The organism is Psychrobacillus sp. FSL H8-0484 (assembly GCF_038005325.1).
Lineage (GTDB): Bacteria > Bacillota > Bacilli > Bacillales_A > Planococcaceae > Psychrobacillus.
This window is the reverse complement of the sequence record NZ_JBBOSZ010000001.1, coordinates 2,302,111-2,324,941: the sequence shown is the minus strand read 5'-3', so window position 1 is coordinate 2,324,941 and position 22,831 is coordinate 2,302,111. Positions and strand designations below refer to the sequence as shown.

Below are 22,831 nucleotides of genomic sequence, written 5' to 3'. Positions count from 1 at the left end.
AATAGCTAAGTTTTTTCACATTTAGTTAAAAATGAAGGGGGAATTTCAATGAAATTTATGACAGCAGAACCATTTAGAATCAAAATGGTTGAAAGGGTTAAAAAAACTACTAAAGAAGAACGACAAAAATGGTTGAAAGAGTCCGCTTATAATGCATTTAAATTACGAGCAGAGAATGTTTATATTGATTGTTTGACTGACAGTGGGACATCAGCGATGAGTAGTGAACAATGGTCTGCATTAATGCTCGGTGATGAATCCTACGCAGGGTGCAAAAGCTTCTATAAACTTGAAGAATCTGTGCAAGATATTTTTGGATTGCCTTATGTTCAACCAACTCATCAAGGTAGGGCAGCGGATTATATTATGGCCAAAATATATGCAAAAGAAGGTAAATATGCAATTGGAAATATGCATTTTGATACGTTTAGAGGAAATGCAGAAGTCTTAGGAGCACTTGCAGTAGATTATGTAGTCGATGAAGGTAAGGATACTTCAAGCCCTTCTCAACCATTCAAAGGAAATATCGATATCAATAAAATGAAAAGATTAATAGAAGAAAAGGGAAGTGAACAAATTTCCGTTGTAATAATTACAGTAACTTGTAATAACAATGGTGGGCAACCAGTATCTATGGAAAATATTAAGGAAGTTAGTGAATTGGCTAGGGAATATAAAATACCCGTAGTAATTGATAGTGCACGATTATCTGAAAATGCATATTTTATTCAGCAGCGAGAGGAAGGGTATAAAAACAAATCAATTAAAGAAATTACTAGAGAAATGTTCTCCTACTGCGAAACGGCTACTATGAGTTCAAAAAAGGATGGGTTGGTTAATATTGGGGGGCTATTCGTTACAAGAAACCATGAAGTGTTTCAGCAAGCACAGCAACTAGCCATTGTTCATGAAGGATTTATAACATATGGTGGATTAACGGGACGAGATATGGAAGCGCTTGCAGTTGGATTGCAAGAAGGGTGTGACCAACAATATTTGGAGTATCGTATTAATCAGGTGAAGTATCTTGGAGACCGACTTGAGGAAAATGGAATACCGATAATAAAGCCAACTGGTGGACATGGTGTTTATGTAGATGGGAGAAGATTTTTCCCTCATATATCTCAAGACCAATTTCCATCACAAAGACTTGTTGTTGCTCTTTATGAAGAAGCTGGGGTTCGTGCAGTAGAATTAGGGGCATGTGCATTTGGGTCCAAAAACACTATCACGGGAGAACCTATTTGGCCTGAGCTAGAAACAATGAGAATTGGAATTTCGCGAAGAGTCTACACAAATAGTCACATGGATGTAATTGCAAATGCTTTGGGGGAGATTTATAAAAATAGGGATCAATATAAAGGATTAAAACTTGTTTATGAAGGACCAATCGTTTCACTAAGACATTTTACAGCTGGATTTGATTTACTCTAATAACTTTAACTATCAATGATCGTTTAAATACAATTAGAAACTGGATTGCAAAAGTAATAGATTATTAAATTAATTCTATCAATCTCTTTGAATAAGCCTAATTTTACATTGTAAATATGAATATGATGAGCAAATTAACTTCAAATTATGGAGGAGCTATATGATAAATAAAGAAAGAGAACAATGGTCGTCCAGTTTAGGATTTATTTTAGCATCGATAGGTGGTGCAGTTGGTCTAGGTGCCGTGTGGAAATTTCCCTACACGGTAGGCCAATATGGAGGATCCGCTTTTTTAATTGTTTTTTTAATTGTGCTCATGTTGATTGCTACACCTCTTTTAATGATAGAATTTGCAATTGGTAGGAAAACAAAGTTAAATTATCAAGGGGCGTTAAAGTTATTATTTCCAGGGAAAAAATGGTATTTAATAGGGATGATTGGTTTAATTGTTTTGATAACAGTACTTTCATTTTATTTAGGAGTATCTGGATGGACAATTGCTTATTTATTTAAATCTTTATTTGGCACTTATGCTGGTGATGCTCCTACAGAGGTTGCTAATAGTTTTGGAAGTTTTTTAAATTCTCCTTTTGAAGTATTGTTTTGGTTGTTAGTAATGACGGTACTTACTGGGTTGGTTGTATTAAAGGGTGTTCAAAAAGGGATTGAAAAAGTATGTAAAATTTTAATACCCTTGCTGCTTATTATGATTGTAATACTAAGTATAAAAGCGATCTCTCTACCCGGGGCAGCACTTGGACTTGAATTCTACCTTAAACCAGATTTCAGTGCAATTTCATTTGAATCCATATTAGCTGCAATTGGCTTGGCATTTTTTACTTTAGGTGTAGGAGCCGGAAACTTAGTTATTTATGGAAGTTATCTGGACAATAAACGTACTATCGGCAGCAGCACTTTTATTATTGTGCTTGGTGATGCCCTAGTAGCGATTCTTATGGGATTCATTATTTTCCCAGCAGTATTCGCATTTGGAATTGAACCCACCGCAGGACCTCCTTTAGTTTTTATTACTTTACCTATTATTTTTGCTCAAATGAAATTCGGAATGTTATTTGCAGTAATTTTTTATCTCTTATTGATATTTGCTTGTCTTACTTCCACAATCGCAATATTGGAAGCGATTGTTGGTTATTTCGTAGATGAGTGGAAATGGAGTAGGAGAAAGACGGTTGTAATATCGCTAACGGGTATTTATATTCTTGGTGTTTTTCAAATGTTATCCTTTGGTCCATTATCTCATCTGACCCTATTTAATATGACTATTTTTGAGTTTTCAGATTACCTCGTAACAAATATACTATTGCCCGGTGGTGGATTAGCTCTATTAATATTTGCTGGTTGGATGTGGAAACCAAAAATGCTACTAGATGAAATTAATATTGGTGAAGGATTCAAAATTAACAAATATTACAAGATTACAGTAAGATATCTTGCCCCAATTGCATTAGCAATTGTATATTTACAGTTATTAGGCATTATTTAGACCTTATAAAGAGAAATGATTATCATAGGTTCTATGTTTACTTCCGCTTTAAGTAATTTAATTTTTCTAGATTATTTAAAGTGGATTTTATATTTTGGGGAATTCGTTTTCTAAACACTTAATTTTAAATACTGCTAGTCTAAGTTTCAATATACATAAGTAATCATAACCTAGTATACTTTTTTATTTTATTGAGCATTATTTTTTTTCCAATTATAATTGACATAGATTATCACTATAGACGTGAAGAACATGGATGTTCTATTTTACAGTTGTTCAGAGAGGAAGGTAATAATGGAGTTAAATTTGTATATTCCAATTGTCGAATTTTTAGAAGGATTTCTTGGACCTGAAGCAGATATTGTATTATTTGATACAAAAAAGGAAGAAGCAATTTTCGTAAACGCATTAAATAGGGATTTTTTTATTGGGAGTCCTATTCGTGAAATAGAACAAAAGTTTATCAAGCAAGAAATATATGTAAAACAGAATTCGGTATTAAATTATCGTGCTTTCTCTTCAGAAAGAAAAAAACTAAGATCAGCCTCATATTTTATTAAAGATTCCAACAATGAACTAATTGGAATATTAACTATTAACTATAAGGTCGATGGATTATTAGAACTTCGTAATACTTTGAATAACTTAATTAGTGGAACGAAAACTTCAGATATAAAAGAAGAAGAGTATTATGAGAGTTTTAATCTTTCTTTTGAAGATTTAATGACAACTACAATTCAAGATAGTCTCAATAAATTTAATGTACCACCCGATCGTTTATCTCATGATGAAAAATTGGAAGTGATACGCTCGTTAGATGAAAAAGGAACTTTTTTAATAAAAGGTTCTGTCATCGAATTGGCGAAAGTCCTTAATACATCCGAAACATCAATTTATCGTTATATTAATAAACTTTAGAGAGTCACTTTTGGGAGTTTTTAGTTCATGGTCACTATTATTCTACCATATGTATAAATTTGCTGAAGTACTTTATCTCAGATTATACATTTGGCCAAGTTAAACTACTCGATTTTTGGGTAAAACTAGCTGATTTTTGTGTATCATTTCCGCTTTATAGTTTGTAGAAAGTGTATCAACAAATAATTTTACGTAAAAGCCCTTCCTTCAGAAGGGCTTTTTTAGGTTTATTCCTCAACTTTCATTTCATTAGTAAGCGTCAAATAATGCCCACCTAGAACTTAAGTGGGAACTATAGACTCGTCTACACTTCCAAGAACTGAGTGATATTAGCAATTTCTTTATTGGAGAACGCATTTACTAGTAGGTGGTGTTTCTCCATAATGTATCTATTGTTTGTGGCAGACGTTTGTTTAATCCGGATTTTATATTCATAATAAAATATAATCACTTCTGTTATTTAAGATCAACTTTTCAACTAGATTACATTTCTTATTAACAAACTAATTCTACGACAGGTATCTTGTTTTCTTTTCCAAGTACATCCAAAAGTTTAAAAACACAACCCAAGAGCCATCAAATATCATCTTTTCCATTTAACGCACCACCTAATATACAAATTGTTCTTACAGCAGAACTAAGATCTACTAGTGGCAACTTTATAACGGCATTCTGTCGTGATTCATCAAACACAATAATACAAACAAAGATATTTAAAACTTTTTAATAATTCATGATATTATGGATATAAAAAAGGGTGGTTCTTTGGGTATTCTTATATTTGTTATATTTTCCTTGTGCATTTTTGCATTCTGCATTTTATTAGGAGTAATATATTCTTTTGGAAAAAGGGGGAAAAACTTTTTTTAAATTAAATGATATCCAAAACATCAAAACATATTAATAGGAACATAATGCACATTATTCCCTTAGGTGGGGAAAATTTGATTTCATTAATATCTTACCTTTTAGCTGTAATGTTACTAAAAAAAGTCTTAATTACATTAGTATTTAGCATACTTTATTAATAGTTATTTTCTTCTGCTTTTTCAAGGCAGGCTAATATAATAGTGTTGCTGTAGGGATGTTTAAACACAGATAGGATTTAGTATTGCTGGGAGATCTGTTATTATCGGTATTGCGTTTTTTTTATTAATAGTAATTAGGAAAAAAATGATTCGTCTGACACTGGACTAAATGCATAAACAATTGGAACGAGTCTAAAAGCGTTATTGGGATACAGATGGATGTTACGAATGGGAAGATGTTGCAGAAAAGTTGTATATGTCTCGGCATAAGGTATTGGGTAAGAGGAATATATTTAATTGATAAAACTGCCGAAAGGATAGGGTGGGTGTGAATGAGTAAAGAGAGATCGGTAAAAGTAACGACTAGCGGTATTGGTTTTGGAGTTGTATTAGCAATAGTTATCTCTTGGAGTGTCAACAAGTCAATACTGTGGGCAATCCTACACGGACTCTTTGGATGGTTCTATGTAATTTATTATGCAATAAAATACTGAACTTCTTAACACTAGCGATGTTCACAAATAAATGTAATAAAATAATAGCATGAGTTACTTCATAAACGACTCATAAAAGTTTTCACCCTTTAATAAAGCACTTAGGCTATTGGTCTAGGTGTTTTTTGATTATTATGGTGACAAACGCAGCGGTTTAGTTGAACAAGAAGGAGTTTAGATAAGTAAATCGAATTAGTATATAAAGGGAGATATTAAATTGGAGGGAATAGAAAATGGATGTAAAGACACTTTTGTTACAACAATGGGCAAGCTGCTTAGATGAAGAAGACTGGTTTCCACCACTTGAAAAAGTGCTTGAGGATATCACTTTTGAACAGGCAATTTGGAAACCAGCTGATGGGGCAATGAATTCCATTTGGGAATTAGTTTGTCATTTACTTTTCTATGAAAAGAGATTTCTGATGCGATTTCTTGGTGAAACAGCGAATGAACCACAGGCAGAAAATAATGAATCTACATTTCGATTACCAACTGAGACGTTAGAAAATTGGAAGGAAACAAAACAAGAATACTTTTATGTTCATCGTGAACTTGGAAAAATACTAGCAAAATCAGAACATGAAGATTTGTATAGACAGATCCCAGGAGAAGATAATTCATTAGTGCTTGAACTGAAGAGTTTAGCATTGCACGACGCATATCATATTGGGCAAATTGTATTCCTAAGTAAAATGCAAGGAGCTTGGCCAGGGAAACGCAGCTTTTAAAAAAGCTTCATTAGCTTTACAGTTATTCCATTATAGGGGGCTTTAATGGAATAAGAACGGGAACTTCCAAATCGGACGTTCCCATATTTTATACATGAAAAACAACAATACTACTTAACAAAGCATTTGATTATGAACACGTAATGGCATCTGAAGAAAATTCATTTCAAATAGAGGTTGCTGGAATTACTTGGGCTTTTAGTATGGTTTGTTATATAATAGGAATCTTTAAATTTTCAAACTCTGGAAAAGTAATTTCTTCTTAAATTAATGGAGGCTTTAGTTAAAGAACATGGATTGCTTAGGCAACACTTTTTTCTTATTGAGCTAACGCAACAGGTTAGTTTAACAAGAGAAGTGGAATTTTTTTCTCTTTTATATCGCATATGAGCAAAATTAATAAAAGCCTGACACTTTAATGTGAGGCTAGGGTATTATTATTCTAATTCATCTAATCTTTTCTATAATATCTTTATTTTAGATTTATTGGTAAATTCATTGAATAAAGAATTTGCTTAGGTTAATCTTTAAAAAAAGGGATTTCGGGTTTTATAAATGAGGGGTGGATAAAATGAAACAGTTTATGACGTTTATCGTTGCATTTTTGCTAACGATTCCTATGATATCCAACGCAAAAGCGGAGTCTAACCAAGCATTTTCAGATTTAAAAGGAAACAGTGCTGCCGAAGCAATTTTATATTTACATGACAAGCATATTATCAGTGGCTATCCAGATGGTACATTCAGGCCAAATGAACCTATAACGCGTGCACAGGCAGCGGCAATGTTATTGAAAGCACTTGATATAGAGGTAATTGAAAATCCTACCGTTCAATTTAAAGATGTAACACCCAAATCGAACTATTATTCCATACTAGCGACAATCAATGAAAAAGGAATAATTCGTGGAGAAAATGGTTACATGCGACCAGGGGAAACAACCTCTCGCGCACAAATGGCTGCCATTTTGCGGAGAGCGTTCGATATGCCTTTAGACAGTTAGCCAACTTTTACAGATGTATCTCCGGCACATTGGGCCTATTCAGATATAAATAGCATTGCTAAAAATCGGGTTGCAAGTGGTTATCCAGATGGTTCTTTCAAACCTTCTAATATAGTTACACGTGCACATTTCTCCGCATTTTTAGCTCGTGCAATGGAAGATTCGATGAAAGTGAAAGCTAATAAATCCTTTGTTGGTGAAATCGGTTCAGAAATTGTCCGAGACGGTTGGAAGTATACGACTAAAGACGACAAGCTAGTCAAAATAAATCAACAGACAAATGAAGAAATTGTCTTACTTTCAAGTAATAATTTTGACCGTGTAGATGGCCACTTTGAGGAGAGACTTGGAAGAGATTTCCCGATTATTTTATACAATAATGATCTCTATATCCCATATCAAAGAGTTATCGGAATGATGACTGAAATTCCTTCTTCATTTGGTTTGATGAAGACAACGATAGAAGGTGGAAAGTTTGAAGAAATTAATCTTCCGTTTATGTCGTATAATATAAGAGAAAGAAACATGTATGTATGGAATGACAGAATCTACTATACAGTAGAAAAAGAACCACGTGGTTTTGAGCATACCTATAAAGATGTACCCAATGTAGATGATCCCTTATTTCTTTATTCCATCAATTTGAGTGGTGGAGATTTAAAATTAGAATCCAAATTTAGTGCTCGATTCATTTTTGAGGATATTGGTGGAAAAATCGGTACATTCCCTTATACACAAAATCATAAATCCGTAGAGTATGAGCATTCAACCATCTACTATTTCAATAAAAAAGGGGTATTTAAATACAGTTTATTAGATAAGAAAACAGCTCAACTATCTAGCATTCAAGCAAAAGATATAATAGTAACAGATAAAGGACTAGAGATTATAGATGTACGAGATAAAAAACATATATTGAAAAAATAATTGATAAAAGCATCCTCAGGGGTGCTTTTTCTATTTATTTATAATCAATTAATCTCTAGAAAACTTTTCTTAACATAAGAAATTAACTTCGCCATACTAAAGTGAATCTAAAGAAAGAAAAAAGTCATGCTTTATTTTATTTTTTATTTAAATATCTTAGTATCGGCACGTTAGCTCCCCAAACGAACATGGCATATATATTCCATTTCTTCAACTGAAGATTCCACTTGTTATTACCAAATTATTCCTATCGATAATTGCATGTTCCCCTGGAACGCTTTGAATAATATAGCGTTTTCTCTTTAGAGCCAGAATTTATAATATGTACAAATTCTGAATAAATACCAACCCTAACATATACCGTCTCTCCTGGTCTTAATGTATCCGCTGCTTTTTGAATCGTATTCCACGGAGCTCCTATCAGAGTTAAATTTTATCATTTCAATACGTATTCTATTTGTGGTGATTGTTTCTCTAGTTTGACACCCTTTAGAAAACATAATTTCAAAAATCGCCATTTCCATTGAGGAATGAGAGGATTCACGAAGGTGTTCAATCTCTCTACCTTGGGCTCTTTAATTTTGGAAGTTGGATTCTTACTCAGGTAGCCTTCTTCATGAGACCAACGAAAAAACAATTTCATAAAGCGGATACGATGTGCAAGTCTGGCTGGTTTTAAATGCTTGCCGGATATAGCAAGATGTTCCTTTAGTTGATTTGTATCCAGCAAATCCATCTCTACATCTTTAAAATAACCAATTAGTAGCAAAGACTGTAACTGGTATGCCTTCAATGTTTGCGAAGAAAAACCTTCAATTCGCTTATAAGCTTCAAACAAAGCCCATGCTTTTGACAGTAACAATTCCATTTTCCCCCTAAAATAGTAATATTAAAGGGATTATTGCCAACTTAATAGAATTATAGCACAAGGAGTGCTTTTACTAACGGGGTATTATAGTTTAAAAATTTTCTACGATATAGGGGAGGAAAGTTAAAATTGGCTAATATAAAAAAAATATGTTTAATTGCAATGATAGTTATGACCGCTGTTTCATTTGCAAATTTTTTAGGATTTAGTATTGCTGGGATATCTGTTATTATCGGTATTGCGTTTTTCTTTATTAATAGAAATTTGGAAAAAAATGTTTCTGCTGACACTGGACTAAACGCAAAGGCAATTGGAACGAGTCTGAAAGACAAAACAATTTATTTTTGGATTGTTTTACCGCTGATTTTAAATGTTGTTTGTATTGTGTTGGCAAAATTAATTTTGCCCGAATACATAGAACATCTTTATGAAAGAATGGAGTTTGTTGTTTCGTTAGATAAGATAATATTTCTCGTCTTTCAACTTGCTATTTTAGCATTGGGTGAAGAAATTGCGTGGAGGGCTTTTTTCCAAAAGCAATTGAATAAAGCACTACCAATAATACCTACTTTAATTTTTACATCCATAATATTTGCATTTGGTCACATTGTGGAGGGGAATATTGTTGTAGTCGCTTATGATATTTTCTTTATCTTTATAAATAGTGTTTTATATGGTGTGATATTTAATAAAACAAACAATGCTTGGATAAGTGCTATATCGCATTTTATTGCAAATTTATTTAGCATTATTGTAATATCATTTTTGTTATGATAGTGACTTTGAGCATAATGTATTTGCCCATTTCGATTCCATTCTTAAAGAATAAGTTACAGATTTTCTTATTCTGCTAACGGGTGTTTTACTTGAAGATTATGTGCTGTTTAGAAAGCTCTTTTTTCTTGTCCAAATAAAGACGCAAGTTAGTTTAATAAAGGTACCTTAGTTATAATTGAAAATAAATTACTTTAGGTTAAAACACGGACAGTAATGTTAGGAAGTGAGTAACAATGAACAAATATAAAAACTATGTGAGTAAAGCGATTCGTTATGAAATATTTGGGTTTAGAAAAAAAGCCATTGAAATAATGGAAAAAGCAATGGAACAGCCATTTTCAAAATTAGAAATGGGAAGTGGATTGATTTATATAGGTTTAATGTATCGTAAATTAAATGAATTAAACACAGCGAATGAATATTTTGAGAAGGCATTAAATTTATGCAAAGAAGAACAATATCCTTATAGTTCTGACTTTAAAATTATTATTCAATGTTATTTAGAAAATGAAGAATTAGAAAAGGCAACTAAATGGATTCATCATTTAACAGAAAGAGCCAACTATGATAAGAAATTTTCTAAATTGAAAAAACTGAAATTGTATTGAGGTGCTGTGAGAAATATTTTGTATAGATTTATGATGTATTTTTAACTGTATAGGTTAAAAATACTTTTTTTATGGAAATATTCGGCTCATCAGCAAGAGTAGGGGATGATATCGCTATTCTATCACTTGTTGGATGTTCGCAGCAAGATGAAAAAGAAACAGCTAAAGATGATAAAAAGGTATTTACTTTTTCTTGGTCAGGAGATAATGGTGACGTTGTATAAATTATGCTAGAATGTAAGATAAGTGAATAAAAATTGCAGAATATAGGGGCTCTTTAACAGAGCTTAATAGGGAATTCGGTGCAAATCCGAAGCTGTTTCCGCAACTGTAAGTGTAAATGACCACAGAGTAATACCACTGTCGAATGAAGAAAAATGCTTCTAGTAGATGGGAAGGTTCTGATTAGGGATACACGAGCCAGGAGACCTGCCTATATTCATCGTATAACTCTCTTCGGAAGCTAGGAGAACTTACGGCAAATGGATGGACGGGCAAACTGTGTTTTGCGCCCTTTTTTCTGTTTTCCTAAGATGCTTCTCTTCATAAAAGAGAAGCATCTTTTTTGTCGTACGAGTTTAAAGCAAGTAATTTCACTAGAAAAAATTTTAGGAGGTAACAAATGAATACTTATAACAAATGGTTGAATATAGCGATTGTATTTATTTTATCATTCTCGCTATTATCACCTGCTGCAATTGCGGAAGTGCAGGAATCCGAACCAAACGAATTAGATACAAGTTCTAATACTAATAACTTCGATGAACATAGTATTCAATCTAATTGGGATACGTCACAAATATCGACTAATGCACTCTCCTCAAATATAACGAGTGATGGTGCAGAAATCGATGTTACAACACTAAACGAAGCCCAACCTTCAGGCTATGTGACGATTTCTGTTGAAAAGTTTACAATTGGCCAAGGATACGCAATTGAACCAATCCAAGTTCCTTTTTATGATGGTGAAATGGTAGGTCAAGTTGTTGCTAGATTACTAGAAAGTGGTAACTATAATAATGGTTCAACTGACGAAAACATTGTCTACTTAGCAAATATTAGAGATAGTGAAAGCATCGTTAATATTCCACAATATATACAAACAGAAATAGCAAAAGATGACCCTTCAATTCGTGGGAAAGCTGATAGTGACTGGCTTGGACAGTTTGACTACACAAATATGTCCGGTTGGATGTATACCGTAAATCACGAATTGCCGAGTTTCGGAATGAGTGAGTATGAAAACATAAACGAAGATGTTATTCGATTACAATTTTCAGTATATGGTTATGGTCGTGACCTTGGTTTCGGTTTCGATGATTGGGAGACTGGAGAGCCCATTAAACCTTATATTGAAGTTGCTAACAAAGACGCACTAACAGCAAAAATTGCTAAAATTAATAGTGCTCCAAATAAAGACGAAATTTTAGCAAATGCAAATGTAAAGTCTGCTTATGATGACGCATATGAACAGCTCACGAATATGGAGAGCAGTCAAACAAATGTCGATGCAGCACTCGCTCAATTAAATTCGGCCTTAAATGGAAATAATGAAGAAATTGTTGAAGCTGATACAACAGCTTTGCAATCAGCTATTCAACAAGCCGAGCTCAATAAAGCTTCCGTGAAAGTAAGTGAAGATGGACAAGATATAGACCCTACTGATTATTGGGTATCTCAAGCAGTGCTAGAGGCATATACAAATGTAATTGTAGAGGCTCAACAATTAATTGCGGATGAAAATGCAATTCAAACCGAAATTGATGCAAAGGTTTTAGCACTCGATCAAGCCACTGATGTATTTAATGCAGCAAAAAGTGCTGGTTTACAAACTGTTGTTACTAGCGAAATAAAATTCACTGTCGCACCTAAAGCAGTGAAATTAAAGCTTTATGATACGAATGAACAAGAAATAAGCATAGGCGTTGGTGTAGAAGGAACGTATAACGTATACACAGCAACAATAGCAACAGGCAATTATCGCTACGAAGGCTTTGATAGCAATAATAAAAGTGTTGGTGGTGGACAGCTAACAGTTACAACTGAAGCAAATCAAGAATTTCAATTCCGCCAACTTAATTTTAAAGCAAGTAATACAGGCTGGACTGTAGATAATGATTACACTGTCAAAGTTGGACAGGATATGCCAAGCGACACATCACTAAAGCTAGGTGATGTAACTGAACAAGGGCAGATTCCTGTATTAGCTCTTGCAGGAAAAACATTCTTCTATACATTTGAACCAGATGCTAAGCACACAGAATTTATTACATTAAGCGATAGTAGGACCATAACAATTGGAACATCAGCTCAAGCGATAAGTGCAGCAATTCCATTCTCAGGGAATATAACGTTCACAGTTCCGCAAGATGCACAATTATTTGTCGGAAAGAAAATTAAACACTTTATTTCATTTGAAGAAGTATTACCTAAGCGTGAAGCAGAGATTAACCAAAATGGTACAAAAACATACGCATTCAAACTAGTGAATGGTGGAAGTTATAACTACCGAGTGAGCCAAGAAGGTAAGCTGACAAATACAGGTACATTTACAGCGAATGCACAAAATGCAACACTAGAAATTACAAAAGAACAGCTCGAAATTCAATCACCACAAGCAATACTAAATAAAGGTACTTACCTTGAAGGTAATATTTATTTAAATATTAACGAACAAAATCATTTGAAGTTAAATCAAGGTGACAACTTTAAACTACTCCCTTTACGTAGCTGGCAAGCTTTAATTGAAGGAATTAACAACTACTTCTTTGAGCCTGATTTCCATTATGAAATTATTACAGGAAATGATGTAGTGGAAATTGAGCCAGGAAAACCAGGAAGCTCTGCGACAGTAAATGCTTTAAAAAATGGTACAGCGATTGTAAAAGTTACTTATGATGCTTTGAAAGTAAACGGTTCAACTTACATTAAAGATGCAAATGATGCATTTAGTGCAATTTGGCCAGAAAATGTTGGTCTATTCGTAGTAACTGTTGGACAAGGTGAAATGGGCATTTCAACAGGTATTGAAAGTAATAAAGAACGCAATCGAAAAGCAAATGAAGGTAAAACAGGCAATGCGATTATGAACCTTCAAAACGGTATTTTTGATGCTGATATTGATAGTGTTTATTATGTTCAAGGAGAACCAGGAGCATATTATACATTCAAACCAAGTTCAGGAAGCTCAGTAAGCGTTCTACGTCCTATTATTAATCATGATTTAGGTACTGTTTCTTATGGTGATGGTACGTTTTCAACAGAAAATGCAAAATTAAATATCGACGACTCTTTCACCATTTTATTAACTGAAGGACGTAATATCGTTAAGGTTGAAAAAGATGGGAAATCTGAATATCATGTGATGACAGCACGTCCACTTGACGTAATAATTGAAAATCTTACAACACCGAACAAAGAAATAGTTCCTGGCGATAAAGTAAATGTTACTTTAAAAGGCCTCTCTTTCCCAGCAAATAAGCTATCAGGAATTTACAATTTCCAGGGGCAGTTAAGATTCTTTGCTGGACCTGAAAATACTCTTGTTTTAGGTGATGCAAGACAATATAATATGACAACACAGGCGAATAGTATTACGTTTACAATTCCGTCAGAACATAATGGGGAATATAGTTTACGAAACGGTCATATTCGAGTAAGCTCATTCGGTAGTCCGATTGGTGACCACCGAAATATTGATCCAACAGTAGGTGCAAACCCTAACTTTACTGCATCAGGGAGAGAAGGATACTATAGCATCTTCCCAACGATCACAATTATCGACGGCCCTACAGATAAAGTAGAATTACAAACTGCGATTGAAAAAGCTGAACAAAACAAAGCTTCAGTGAAAGTAAGTAAAGACGGAAAAGATGTAGACCCTACAGAAAAATGGGTAACTCAAGCTGAATTAGATGAGTACGCAAATGTCATCGTATCTGCTCAACAACTAATTGCTGATGAAACGGCGACACAAGAAGGCATTAATGCGAAAGTTTTAGCACTAAACCAGGCAACAGATACATTTAATAAAGCTAAAAAACCAGGAACAAAACCTAATGTAAATACTCCAACTCAACAGGCTTATAATACCGTTGGTAAATACATGGTAGACAAACTGCATGATCCTAAGTTTGGTAATGAATGGTGGATTATTGCATTAGCTCGTGGTGGCTACGAAGTACCCGCAGGCTATTATGACACTTATTATAATAATGTTGTTGACTATGTTGTTTCTAAAGACGGTGAGCTAGATAAAAGAAAATACACTGAATATTCAAGACTAATTATTGCCCTTACTGCTATCGGCAAAGATCCGACAAATGTAGGTGGTTACAACTTAATTGAAAAACTATCAGATTTCGATAAAGTTGTTTGGCAAGGCATAAATGGTGCCTATTTCGCGTTAATTGCTCTTGATACTTGGGACTTTGAATTACCTGAAACGGCAACGACTACACGTGAAAAACTAATTGATTTCATTTTAGATAAGCAACTTGCCGACAAAGGCTGGGCTCTATCAGGAACTAAAGCAGACCCTGATATGACAGGAATGGCGATCCAATCGTTAGCGCCATATTACAACAGTAATCCAAAGGTAAAAGAAGCTGTTGATAATGCATTAACTACTTTAGCTGCTTTGCAATTAGAAAATGGTGGCTATAAAACATGGGGTATAGAAAACGTTGAAAGTGCAGCTCAAGTTGTCACTGCACTTGCTAGCTTAGGTCTTGATGCGAACAAAGACCCGCGCTTTAACAAAGTTATCGGGAATATTATGACTTATTATAGTGTAGAAGATGGTGGTTTTAAACATGTTCTAACTGAAACGAAAGCGAATGGTATGGCAACTGAGCAAGCTGGTTATACATTAGCTGCTTATCATCGTTTGCTAAACGGTCAAACAGCACTTTATGATACTTCTGATGCGAAGTCGAACAATCCATCTAACCCAGGTGATGGCGGAAATAACCCTTCTAATCCAGGCAATGGCGGAGATAACAACAATCCAGGTGGAAATCTCCCATATGGAGATACAAAGTTCTTAATTCGAATTTCATCTTCGGAAGTTCCATTAAGAGCAACAACTGTTGAGCTATACCCAGGGGAAACAGTATTCGACGTATTAAAACGTGTGACAGCTGAAAATGGTATCTCACTAAGCTACCGTGAAACTCAATATGGTACTTATATTGATGGCATCGCTGGTCTTTATGAGTTTGATCGCGGTCCTTTAAGTGGCTGGATGTATCGTGTAAATGGCAACTTCCCTTCTTACTCTGCGGCACTTTACACATTATCTCCTGGTGATTTTGTTGAGTGGCTATATACACTTGATTTAGGTAAAGATATCGGTGGCTATGTCGACGGAATCGAAAACGGTGGAGCTCCTGGTGGAGAAGTAAATGCAGAGTGTAAAAAGGGAAAAACAGAGGATTGTAAAGTAGTAGATAAAGATAGCACAGTAGTTGAGATTTCAACTGAAGAAGGCAGTGACAAAGCATTCATAACAGCTGAAAAAATTCAACAATTTATTGATAAGAATATTCAAAAGCTTGTTATTAAAAGTGAAAAAAATTTCAAGCTAGAGGTTCCTACATCTTCATTTAAAGGCATTACACTTGCAAAAGGTGAAAAAGTAGTTGTCTCTGTTACTACAGAGCCTGGGAGCAAACAGTTCACTGCGAATTTTGGAATAGAAACGGCTAAAGGTCGAATAAAGCCAATTTCTCTAGATAAAGACTATTTAAAAGTTACGCTACCAGCTGATGACGTAAAACCGAATACTGTTGTTTTACAGCTTGTTGGGGGCAAATATAAGCCTGTTCCACATAAAATTGCCAACGGTGAAATTGTACTATTCACAAAAACAAGCGGCACATTCATCGTGACTGAAAAGCATTTTACATTCAAAGACATCGAAAAGCTTGCAAATAAAGACGAAATTGAATTTTTAGCAAACCGTCTCGTAATTCAAGGTGTTACACCTGATACGTTTGAGCCAAATAAGCCGATTACACGTGCACAGTTTGCTGCACTCTTAAGTCGCTCGCTTGGCCTACAAATTTTAGGTGAAAATCCATTTAGTGATACTGCTGGTAAATGGTACGCAAATGACGTACAAGCACTATACGAGGCTGGCATTACGAAAGGAACAACTGCTTCAACATTTAATCCAGAGGATCCAATTACACGTCAGCAGGCAGCTGCATTTATGGCACGTATACTGGAGTACTTAAATATAGAAGCGCAGGTGACTGGAGAAGCTAACTTCAAGGACGCTGGCAAAATTAGCGCTGAATACTTGCCTTATATCGAGCTATTAAACAGCCTTGAGATTATGACTGGTAAACAAGATGGCTCATTTGATCCTGGAGCTTCTTTAAAGAGAGCGCAAACAGTTAAAATTTTAAAGCATACGTTAAATATTGCAGACATGATGTAATTTTCTTTACTAACCCAAATGCATTTTGCCTTTGGGTTAGTAACTTTTTATAGAATGGAGGATGTCTGAATGAAGAAAAAATTATCGATGTTACTTATGACGCTACTTGCCGTTTTGCTTATCAACGCTCCAGTTTATGCACAAAATATCTCTACATTAGATGCTTATAAAACAACTGGACAGTATATGGTAAAACAAGTGCTGAATCCTAAATACGGGGATGAATGGTTTATAATTGCACTTGTTCGTGGCGAATACAATGTTCCGAAAGATTATTATGAAAAATATTATGAAAATGTTATAACGCATGTTCAGTCTGTGAAAGGTGAATTACACAATCGGAAATATACCGAATATTCACGCCTAATTATTGCGCTTACTGCAATTGGGAAAGATCCAACAAATGTAGGTGGTTACAATTTAGTAGATAAATTAAGCGATTTCGATAAAGTAGTTTGGCAAGGTCCGAACGGTGCTTATTTTGCATTAATTGCGTTAGATACCTGGGGCTTTGAGCTTCCGAAAAATGCAACGACAACGCGTGATAAATTAATTGATCATATTTTATCGAAGCAATTAGCTGATGGTGGATGGGATTTATCAGCAACGAAAGCAGACCCTGACATGACAGCGATGGCAATTCAAGCACTTTCTACGTATAAAGATCAACCAAGTGTAAGAAAATCGATTGATCGAGCGTTAGTAACATTGCAAAAATTACAGGATGCTAATGGTGGTTATAAAAGCTGGGGAACAACAAACTCTGAAAGTGTTGCGCAAGTGATTACAGCACTTTCTAGCTTAAATATCGACCCTAAAGAGGATGCTCGATTCACTAAAGTGTTAAATAGCTTTTTGACTTTTTACAATGAAAAAGATGGCGCGTTTAAGCATGTATTAACAGAAACATCTTCTAACGGTATGGCAACAGAGCAGGCTTCCTATACGCTAGCAGGCTATAATAGACTTCTAGCTGGCAAAACAAAGCTATACGATATGTCAGATACTAAGAAAAATAAGCCTTCAACACCACTTGAGAAAGCTAGCTTTAAAGATATTCAATCGCATTGGGCGAAGGATGATATTGAGGCTGCTGTAGCTAAAGGTTTATTAAAGGGTTATGAGGACAATACGTTTAAGCCGAACAACCATTTAACGCGTGTGCAAGCTGTTTCCATTTTAGTTCGTTCATTAAATTTGACGAGCACAGGTGATGCCCCATTTACAGATATACAGGGTTACAATGAGAGCACGAAAAAAGAAATTGCCGCCGCTTATGAGGCAAATCTATTAACAGTTAAACTAGGTAAATTCTCACCATCTTCTCCTATTACACGTGAGGAATTAGCAATTATGCTCAATCGTGCCTATACATTCAAAACTGGTCAAGCTTATGCATCGAGTAAGATTGCACCATTAAACGATATTGCGAATCTTTCAAATGAATCAAAGAAGGCGATTACTTTTTTATATGATTTCGATATAGCTCAAGGCTCAAATGGAGCATTTCAACCATCAAATTCTTTAACACGAGCACATGCTGCAAAAATGTTTAATAATTTTTTAAAGGTAGTGGATGAATAATGAAAAAAACGTTGCACTTCCTTTCCGTTGCTGTATTCGCATTTTTATTAGCAGCATGTAATATTCAAACAGTTGAGCAATATGAACAAATGGAGGAGCAAGAGCGTAGTCTCGAATCTAAATCTACGTCAGAGCAAGAACAGCAAGCTACTCAAGAAGAAAATAATACAGAGCAAAATGATGAAAGCAGCGAGCAAAAAGAAGCTGAATCAGACAATGAAGAAGCCGAGCTAGAAAAGAAAGAGGATGCTCCTGCACAAAAAAATGATAAAAAGCAACAACAAGTAGAAAAGCAGGAAACGAAAACGGAAGAAAAAGAAGTAGCAAAAGATACGAAAAAACCTGAACAGCAGGCCAAAAAAGAGCAGCCATCTAACAAAGATACAGCGGCTATAAGGCCAAATAGCAATGAGCAAAAGCAAAATACTGAAAAACAAAAAGTAGAAAACCCAAAGCAGCCACCTGTTGAAAAAACAGAGCCTCCAGCTGAAAAAAAGCGAACTGTTACAATTGCTATCCGTGTAGACACTTTACTCAAGCATTGGGATATGTTAGATCCAGCACTACAAAGCGAAAAATATGTACCGAAAAACGGTGTCATTTTAAAGCCGACGACGTATGAGCTACTATCGGAAAAAGATACTGTATGGGACATCATACAGAAAGCGACGAAAGAGCATAAAATTCAAATGGAATTTCAAGGAGCAAATGAAAATATTTACAAAAGTGTATACGTAGAAGGAATTAACCATTTATATGAGTTTAGTGCTGGTGAATTAAGTGGATGGATGTATAAAGTGAACGGAGTTTATCCTAACTATGGCTGTAGCCAATATGTTTTAAAAGATGGCGATGTAATAGAATGGAATTACACAGTCGATTTAGGTCGCGATTTAGGACATTTCTGGGACGGTAATTAATGAAATCGTTTGAAACTTTTCATCCACTAGTTATTTTCGCTTTTTTTGCCGCAACAATTGGTCTGTCGATGTTTTTTATACATCCCGTTTATTTAGTGATTACGATTTTTTTAGCGATCAGCTTAAATATCGCTTTACGTAGAGGTCAATTTTTGAAAGATTGGAAGCTTTATGTTCCGCTTTTTTTCATGATGGCAATTATTAATCCTTTAATTAGTCATAATGGTGTGCTTGTTTTGTTTTATGTAAATGATAATGCCGTTACCGTGGAGGCAATTATGTACGGAATTGCCATTGCCACTATGATTGTTGCGATAATAGTATGGTTTAGCTGCTATAACGAAACGATGACGACGGATAAGTTTATTTACTTATTCGGTAAAATTTCTCCGGTACTCTCTTTAACGATATCGATTGCATTAAGATTAGTACCACGTTTTCAGCAGCAATTAAAGCAAATCGCCAATGCACAAAAAGTAATCGGTATGGATTATCGGAGTGGCTCATTTTTACTTCGTATTAAATGTGCGCTTCGTATTTTATCGATTTTAATTACGTGGGCGTTAGACAATGCGATTGAGACGGCGGATTCTATGAAGGCGAGAGGATACGGTGTTGGTAAGCGCACGTCCTTCTCTTTATTTATTTTTGAACGTCGAGATGGCATTGTGCTTGCTTCTATTATTGTTCTTTTTATGATAAATATTTGTGCAAGCATAATCGATGTAACGACTTTTTATTTTTATCCGACTTTTTCGGACATTCAATGGAATATTGCAAGTGTGTTTTTCTATAGTAGTTACTTTCTTATGCTCTCTATTCCATTAATAATCGAGATGAAGGGGGCAATACAATGGCGATTGTTAAAGTCGAAAATGTAAGTTTTACTTACCCAAATGAGACAAAGCCCATTTTAAACGATATTCATTTAACGATTGAGCAAGGTGAGTTTATTGTTTTAATTGGTCAATCGGGCTGTGGGAAAAGTACGTTACTCCGCCATTTTAAAAGAGAAATTTGTCCACATGGCACGAAATTAGGCGCGATTTTTTATGATGGACAGAAATTAGAGGAACTTCTGCCCGAAAAGGCTGCTTCAGAAATTGGCTACGTCTTTCAAAATCCAGACAATCAAATTGTGACGGATAAAGTTTGGCATGAATTAGCTTTCGGCTTAGAAAGCTTAGGGGTTGATGAGCAAACGATACGTCGAAGAGTAGCTGAAATGGCAAACTTTTTCGGTATTCAAAAATGGTTTCATCAAAAAACAACTGAGCTATCTGGCGGGCAAAAACAGCTATTAAATTTAGCTTCTGTTATGGTGATGCAACCGAAATTATTATTGTTAGATGAGCCAACATCGCAACTTGATCCAATCGCTGCGATGGAATTTATTCAAACGTTAAATCGTTTAAATAAAGAATTAGGCATAACTATTATTTTAATTGAGCATCGACTTGAGGAAGTGCTTCCTATCGCTGACCGCGTTCTTATTATGGAAGAGGGGAAATTATTGTTTGATGGTCAGCCGCGAGAAATTATCAAAGCTTTACCTGCTAATCATACAATGATTTCAGCTTTACCTTCAGCTACAAAAATGTATCATTTCTTAAATTGCGAAGGACCGATACCTCTTACAATTCGTGAAGGGCAAAAATGGCTTGTGACGAAACAATTCGATTTACATAAAGCGCATCAGCTCCCTACAGCTAGTGAGGCGCAAAGTATAGTCGTGTTAGAAGCGAAAGATGTCGCTTTTCGTTATGAGAAAACTGCTAATGATATCGTTCATCACTTGAATTTACAGGTGAAAAGGCAAGAGCTTTTATCAATTGTCGGAGGAAACGGCACAGGAAAATCAACGGTTTTGTCCTTGCTTGCGGGCTTACAAAAGCCTTATCGAGGGAAAATTTTATTGTTTGATAAAGCATTGAAAAGCTATCGTAATAAAGAGCTTTATCAAAATCATTTAACTTTATTGCCGCAAGATCCTAAAACATTATTCGTCCAAAAAACGGTGAAGCTAGAATTAGAGGATATGGCGAAGTTTCATAAAGTTTCAGAGGCGAAAGTTGCGGAAATGCTAGAACAATTTCAGCTAACTAGCTTGCTAGAGCGCCATCCTTATGATTTAAGTGGTGGTGAGCAGCAAAAATTAGCACTTGCTAAACTATTATTAATGGAACCGGAAATAATGCTACTAGATGAGCCGACGAAAGGGCTGGATGCTCATGCGAAAGAAGAGCTTGCTGCTATTTTGAAAAACTTACAAGCTCAAGGGATGACGATTATTATGGTAACGCATGATATTGAATTTTCCGCTCAACATAGTAACCGCTGCGCATTATTATTCGATGGAAATATAGTTTCAGAGGCGGAGCCACGTGCGTTTTATAGTGGAAATAACTTTTATACAACAGCTGCGAATCGGATTGCTAGAGGAATTATAGACGGTGTAATTATATGTGATGATGTGGTGATGTTATGCGAAAAAAATTAAGCTTCATCATTTCTCTAGTTATCATTTTTATATTTATCCCATTAACTTTATATATAGGCATTACATTTTTTGCAGATAGGAAATATTATTTTATTTCCATGATCATCATTATGTTAGCTTCGATTCCTTTTTTTCTTTCATTTGAAAGAAGAAAGCCACAGCCTAGGGAAATATTAATTATAGCTGTTATGTCAGCAATATCTGTTGCGGGTCGAGCTTTATTTGCTATTACACCCGGCTTTAAGCCTGTTGCAGCAATTACGGCAATAACAGGTTTTTCGCTTGGAGCGGAGGCTGGCTTTTTAACAGGTGCCATTTCTGCCCTTGTTTCGAATATGTTTTTCGGTCAAGGACCTTGGACGCCTTTTCAAATGTTTATGTGGGGTATCATCGGTTTTATTGCTGGGCTATTAGGAAAGACGGGAGTTATGCATAAAAAAATTCCACTCATTTTATTCGGAATTTTTGCGGGCATTCTGTTTTCATTCGGTATGGATATTTGGGGGACGATGTCTTTATATGGAGTGTTTAGCATGGAAGCATATATCGTTGCTCTAACTTCAGCAATTCCATTTACAATTATTTATGCGGTTTCCAACGTGATCTTTTTATTAATTCTTGCAAAACCTATTCGTGAAAAATTAGAGCGGATTAATAATAAATATGGGATCTTTCAGTAACGAGAAAGTTAGAAATTAGTAAAATAACAAAATAGACTTTATTAAAGCAATCGCCATGACAATTCATGCTGCGATTGCTTTTATTTTTCAAACATCTGCAGTAAGCCCGAAATATAAAAAAGCACATCTTTTTCGGTACGCGCGACGAATGGCCATCTATCCTGAAATTTTTTCGGATAGATGGCTATTTTACATATCCTATTAAAAATGCAGGCGTTAAAGAATGGGATTTTACTAGCATTTGAAAATGAAGAATGAAGAGAGAGCTAAAATGTATATAGAGAAAGTGCTGGAGAAATATCCACGTTATCGACGGGATCATTTAGAGAGTTTCCGTTCAGTCTCGACAACGTACTCAAACTATTACTGAAAGGATGAATTTAATTCCTGCATGATAAAAAATGTTGGTTGCA

Annotated in this window: 17 protein-coding genes, 1 pseudogene and 1 riboswitch; of the genes and pseudogenes, 17 read left to right on the top strand and 1 reads right to left on the bottom strand. The window is 34.9% G+C overall.

Features of this window, described 5'->3' with window-relative positions:
• Positions 1 to 48: 48 nt before the first annotated feature.
• From MHH81_RS11250 to MHH81_RS11220, 8 genes and pseudogenes are all read left to right on the top strand, one after another.
• Entirely contained in the window at positions 49 to 1,434 is a 1,386-nt protein-coding gene (locus MHH81_RS11250) for a tryptophanase (protein WP_340921163.1), read from the top strand.
• A 160-nt stretch (positions 1,435 to 1,594) separates the two neighbouring features.
• Entirely contained in the window at positions 1,595 to 2,938 is a 1,344-nt protein-coding gene (locus tag MHH81_RS11245; RefSeq protein ID WP_340921160.1) for a sodium-dependent transporter, read from the top strand.
• A 294-nt stretch (positions 2,939 to 3,232) separates the two neighbouring features.
• Entirely contained in the window at positions 3,233 to 3,856 is a 624-nt protein-coding gene (locus MHH81_RS11240) for a helix-turn-helix transcriptional regulator (protein ID WP_340921157.1), read from the top strand.
• A gap of 1,360 nt (positions 3,857 to 5,216) precedes the next feature.
• Positions 5,217 to 5,378 (top strand): hypothetical protein, encoded by a 162-nt coding sequence (locus MHH81_RS11235; RefSeq protein WP_340921154.1) that lies wholly within the window; start codon positions 5,217 to 5,219, stop codon positions 5,376 to 5,378.
• Between the two features lie 233 nt (positions 5,379 to 5,611).
• On the top strand, positions 5,612 to 6,106 hold the full coding sequence (locus tag MHH81_RS11230) for a DinB family protein (RefSeq protein WP_340921150.1): 495 nt from the start codon (positions 5,612 to 5,614) through the stop codon (positions 6,104 to 6,106).
• A 571-nt stretch (positions 6,107 to 6,677) separates the two neighbouring features.
• A complete protein-coding gene (locus MHH81_RS11225) occupies positions 6,678 to 7,109 on the top strand; it encodes an S-layer homology domain-containing protein (protein ID WP_340921147.1) in 432 nt (143 codons plus the stop codon).
• 15 nt (positions 7,110 to 7,124) lie between these two features.
• A pseudogene (locus tag MHH81_RS21345) lies at positions 7,125 to 7,229 on the top strand (S-layer homology domain-containing protein); the annotation flags it as partial.
• A gap of 45 nt (positions 7,230 to 7,274) precedes the next feature.
• Positions 7,275 to 8,036: a hypothetical protein gene (locus tag MHH81_RS11220; RefSeq protein ID WP_340921145.1), complete on the top strand. Its 762-nt coding sequence runs from the start codon at positions 7,275 to 7,277 to the stop codon at positions 8,034 to 8,036.
• Between the two features lie 436 nt (positions 8,037 to 8,472).
• Here MHH81_RS11220 and MHH81_RS11215 read toward each other — a convergent pair whose 3' ends face one another.
• On the bottom strand, positions 8,473 to 8,898 hold the full coding sequence (locus tag MHH81_RS11215; protein WP_340921143.1) for a hypothetical protein: 426 nt from the start codon (positions 8,896 to 8,898) through the stop codon (positions 8,473 to 8,475).
• Positions 8,899 to 9,033: 135 nt separating this feature from the next.
• Here MHH81_RS11215 and MHH81_RS11210 point away from each other — a divergent pair, with 135 nt between their 5' ends.
• The 9 genes from MHH81_RS11210 to MHH81_RS11170 all read left to right on the top strand — a co-directional run bounded on the left by MHH81_RS11210 (position 9,034) and on the right by MHH81_RS11170 (position 22,418).
• Positions 9,034 to 9,678: a CPBP family intramembrane glutamic endopeptidase gene (locus MHH81_RS11210; RefSeq protein ID WP_340921140.1), complete on the top strand. Its 645-nt coding sequence runs from the start codon at positions 9,034 to 9,036 to the stop codon at positions 9,676 to 9,678.
• A gap of 236 nt (positions 9,679 to 9,914) precedes the next feature.
• Entirely contained in the window at positions 9,915 to 10,289 is a 375-nt protein-coding gene (locus tag MHH81_RS11205; protein WP_340921137.1) for a hypothetical protein, read from the top strand.
• A gap of 71 nt (positions 10,290 to 10,360) precedes the next feature.
• On the top strand, positions 10,361 to 10,513 hold the full coding sequence (locus tag MHH81_RS11200; protein WP_340921135.1) for a hypothetical protein: 153 nt from the start codon (positions 10,361 to 10,363) through the stop codon (positions 10,511 to 10,513).
• Between the two features lie 27 nt (positions 10,514 to 10,540).
• A riboswitch (cobalamin riboswitch) is annotated at positions 10,541 to 10,740 on the top strand.
• Between the two features lie 171 nt (positions 10,741 to 10,911).
• Positions 10,912 to 16,734: an S-layer homology domain-containing protein gene (locus tag MHH81_RS11195; protein ID WP_340921133.1), complete on the top strand. Its 5,823-nt coding sequence runs from the start codon at positions 10,912 to 10,914 to the stop codon at positions 16,732 to 16,734.
• A gap of 69 nt (positions 16,735 to 16,803) precedes the next feature.
• Positions 16,804 to 18,318: an S-layer homology domain-containing protein gene (locus MHH81_RS11190; RefSeq protein ID WP_340921131.1), complete on the top strand. Its 1,515-nt coding sequence runs from the start codon at positions 16,804 to 16,806 to the stop codon at positions 18,316 to 18,318.
• Complete coding sequence (locus tag MHH81_RS11185) at positions 18,318 to 19,238, top strand: DUF4430 domain-containing protein (RefSeq protein ID WP_340921128.1); 921 nt, start codon at positions 18,318 to 18,320, stop codon at positions 19,236 to 19,238. The genes MHH81_RS11190 and MHH81_RS11185 overlap by 1 nt, the downstream gene beginning before the upstream one ends.
• Positions 19,238 to 20,119: an energy-coupling factor transporter transmembrane component T gene (locus MHH81_RS11180; RefSeq protein WP_340921126.1), complete on the top strand. Its 882-nt coding sequence runs from the start codon at positions 19,238 to 19,240 to the stop codon at positions 20,117 to 20,119. Before MHH81_RS11185 ends, MHH81_RS11180 begins: the two co-directional genes overlap by 1 nt.
• Positions 20,092 to 21,738: an ABC transporter ATP-binding protein gene (locus MHH81_RS11175; protein ID WP_340921123.1), complete on the top strand. Its 1,647-nt coding sequence runs from the start codon at positions 20,092 to 20,094 to the stop codon at positions 21,736 to 21,738. Before MHH81_RS11180 ends, MHH81_RS11175 begins: the two co-directional genes overlap by 28 nt.
• Positions 21,723 to 22,418: an ECF transporter S component gene (locus MHH81_RS11170; protein ID WP_340921120.1), complete on the top strand. Its 696-nt coding sequence runs from the start codon at positions 21,723 to 21,725 to the stop codon at positions 22,416 to 22,418. The genes MHH81_RS11175 and MHH81_RS11170 overlap by 16 nt, the downstream gene beginning before the upstream one ends.
• The last annotated feature ends 413 nt before the right edge of the window (positions 22,419 to 22,831 follow it).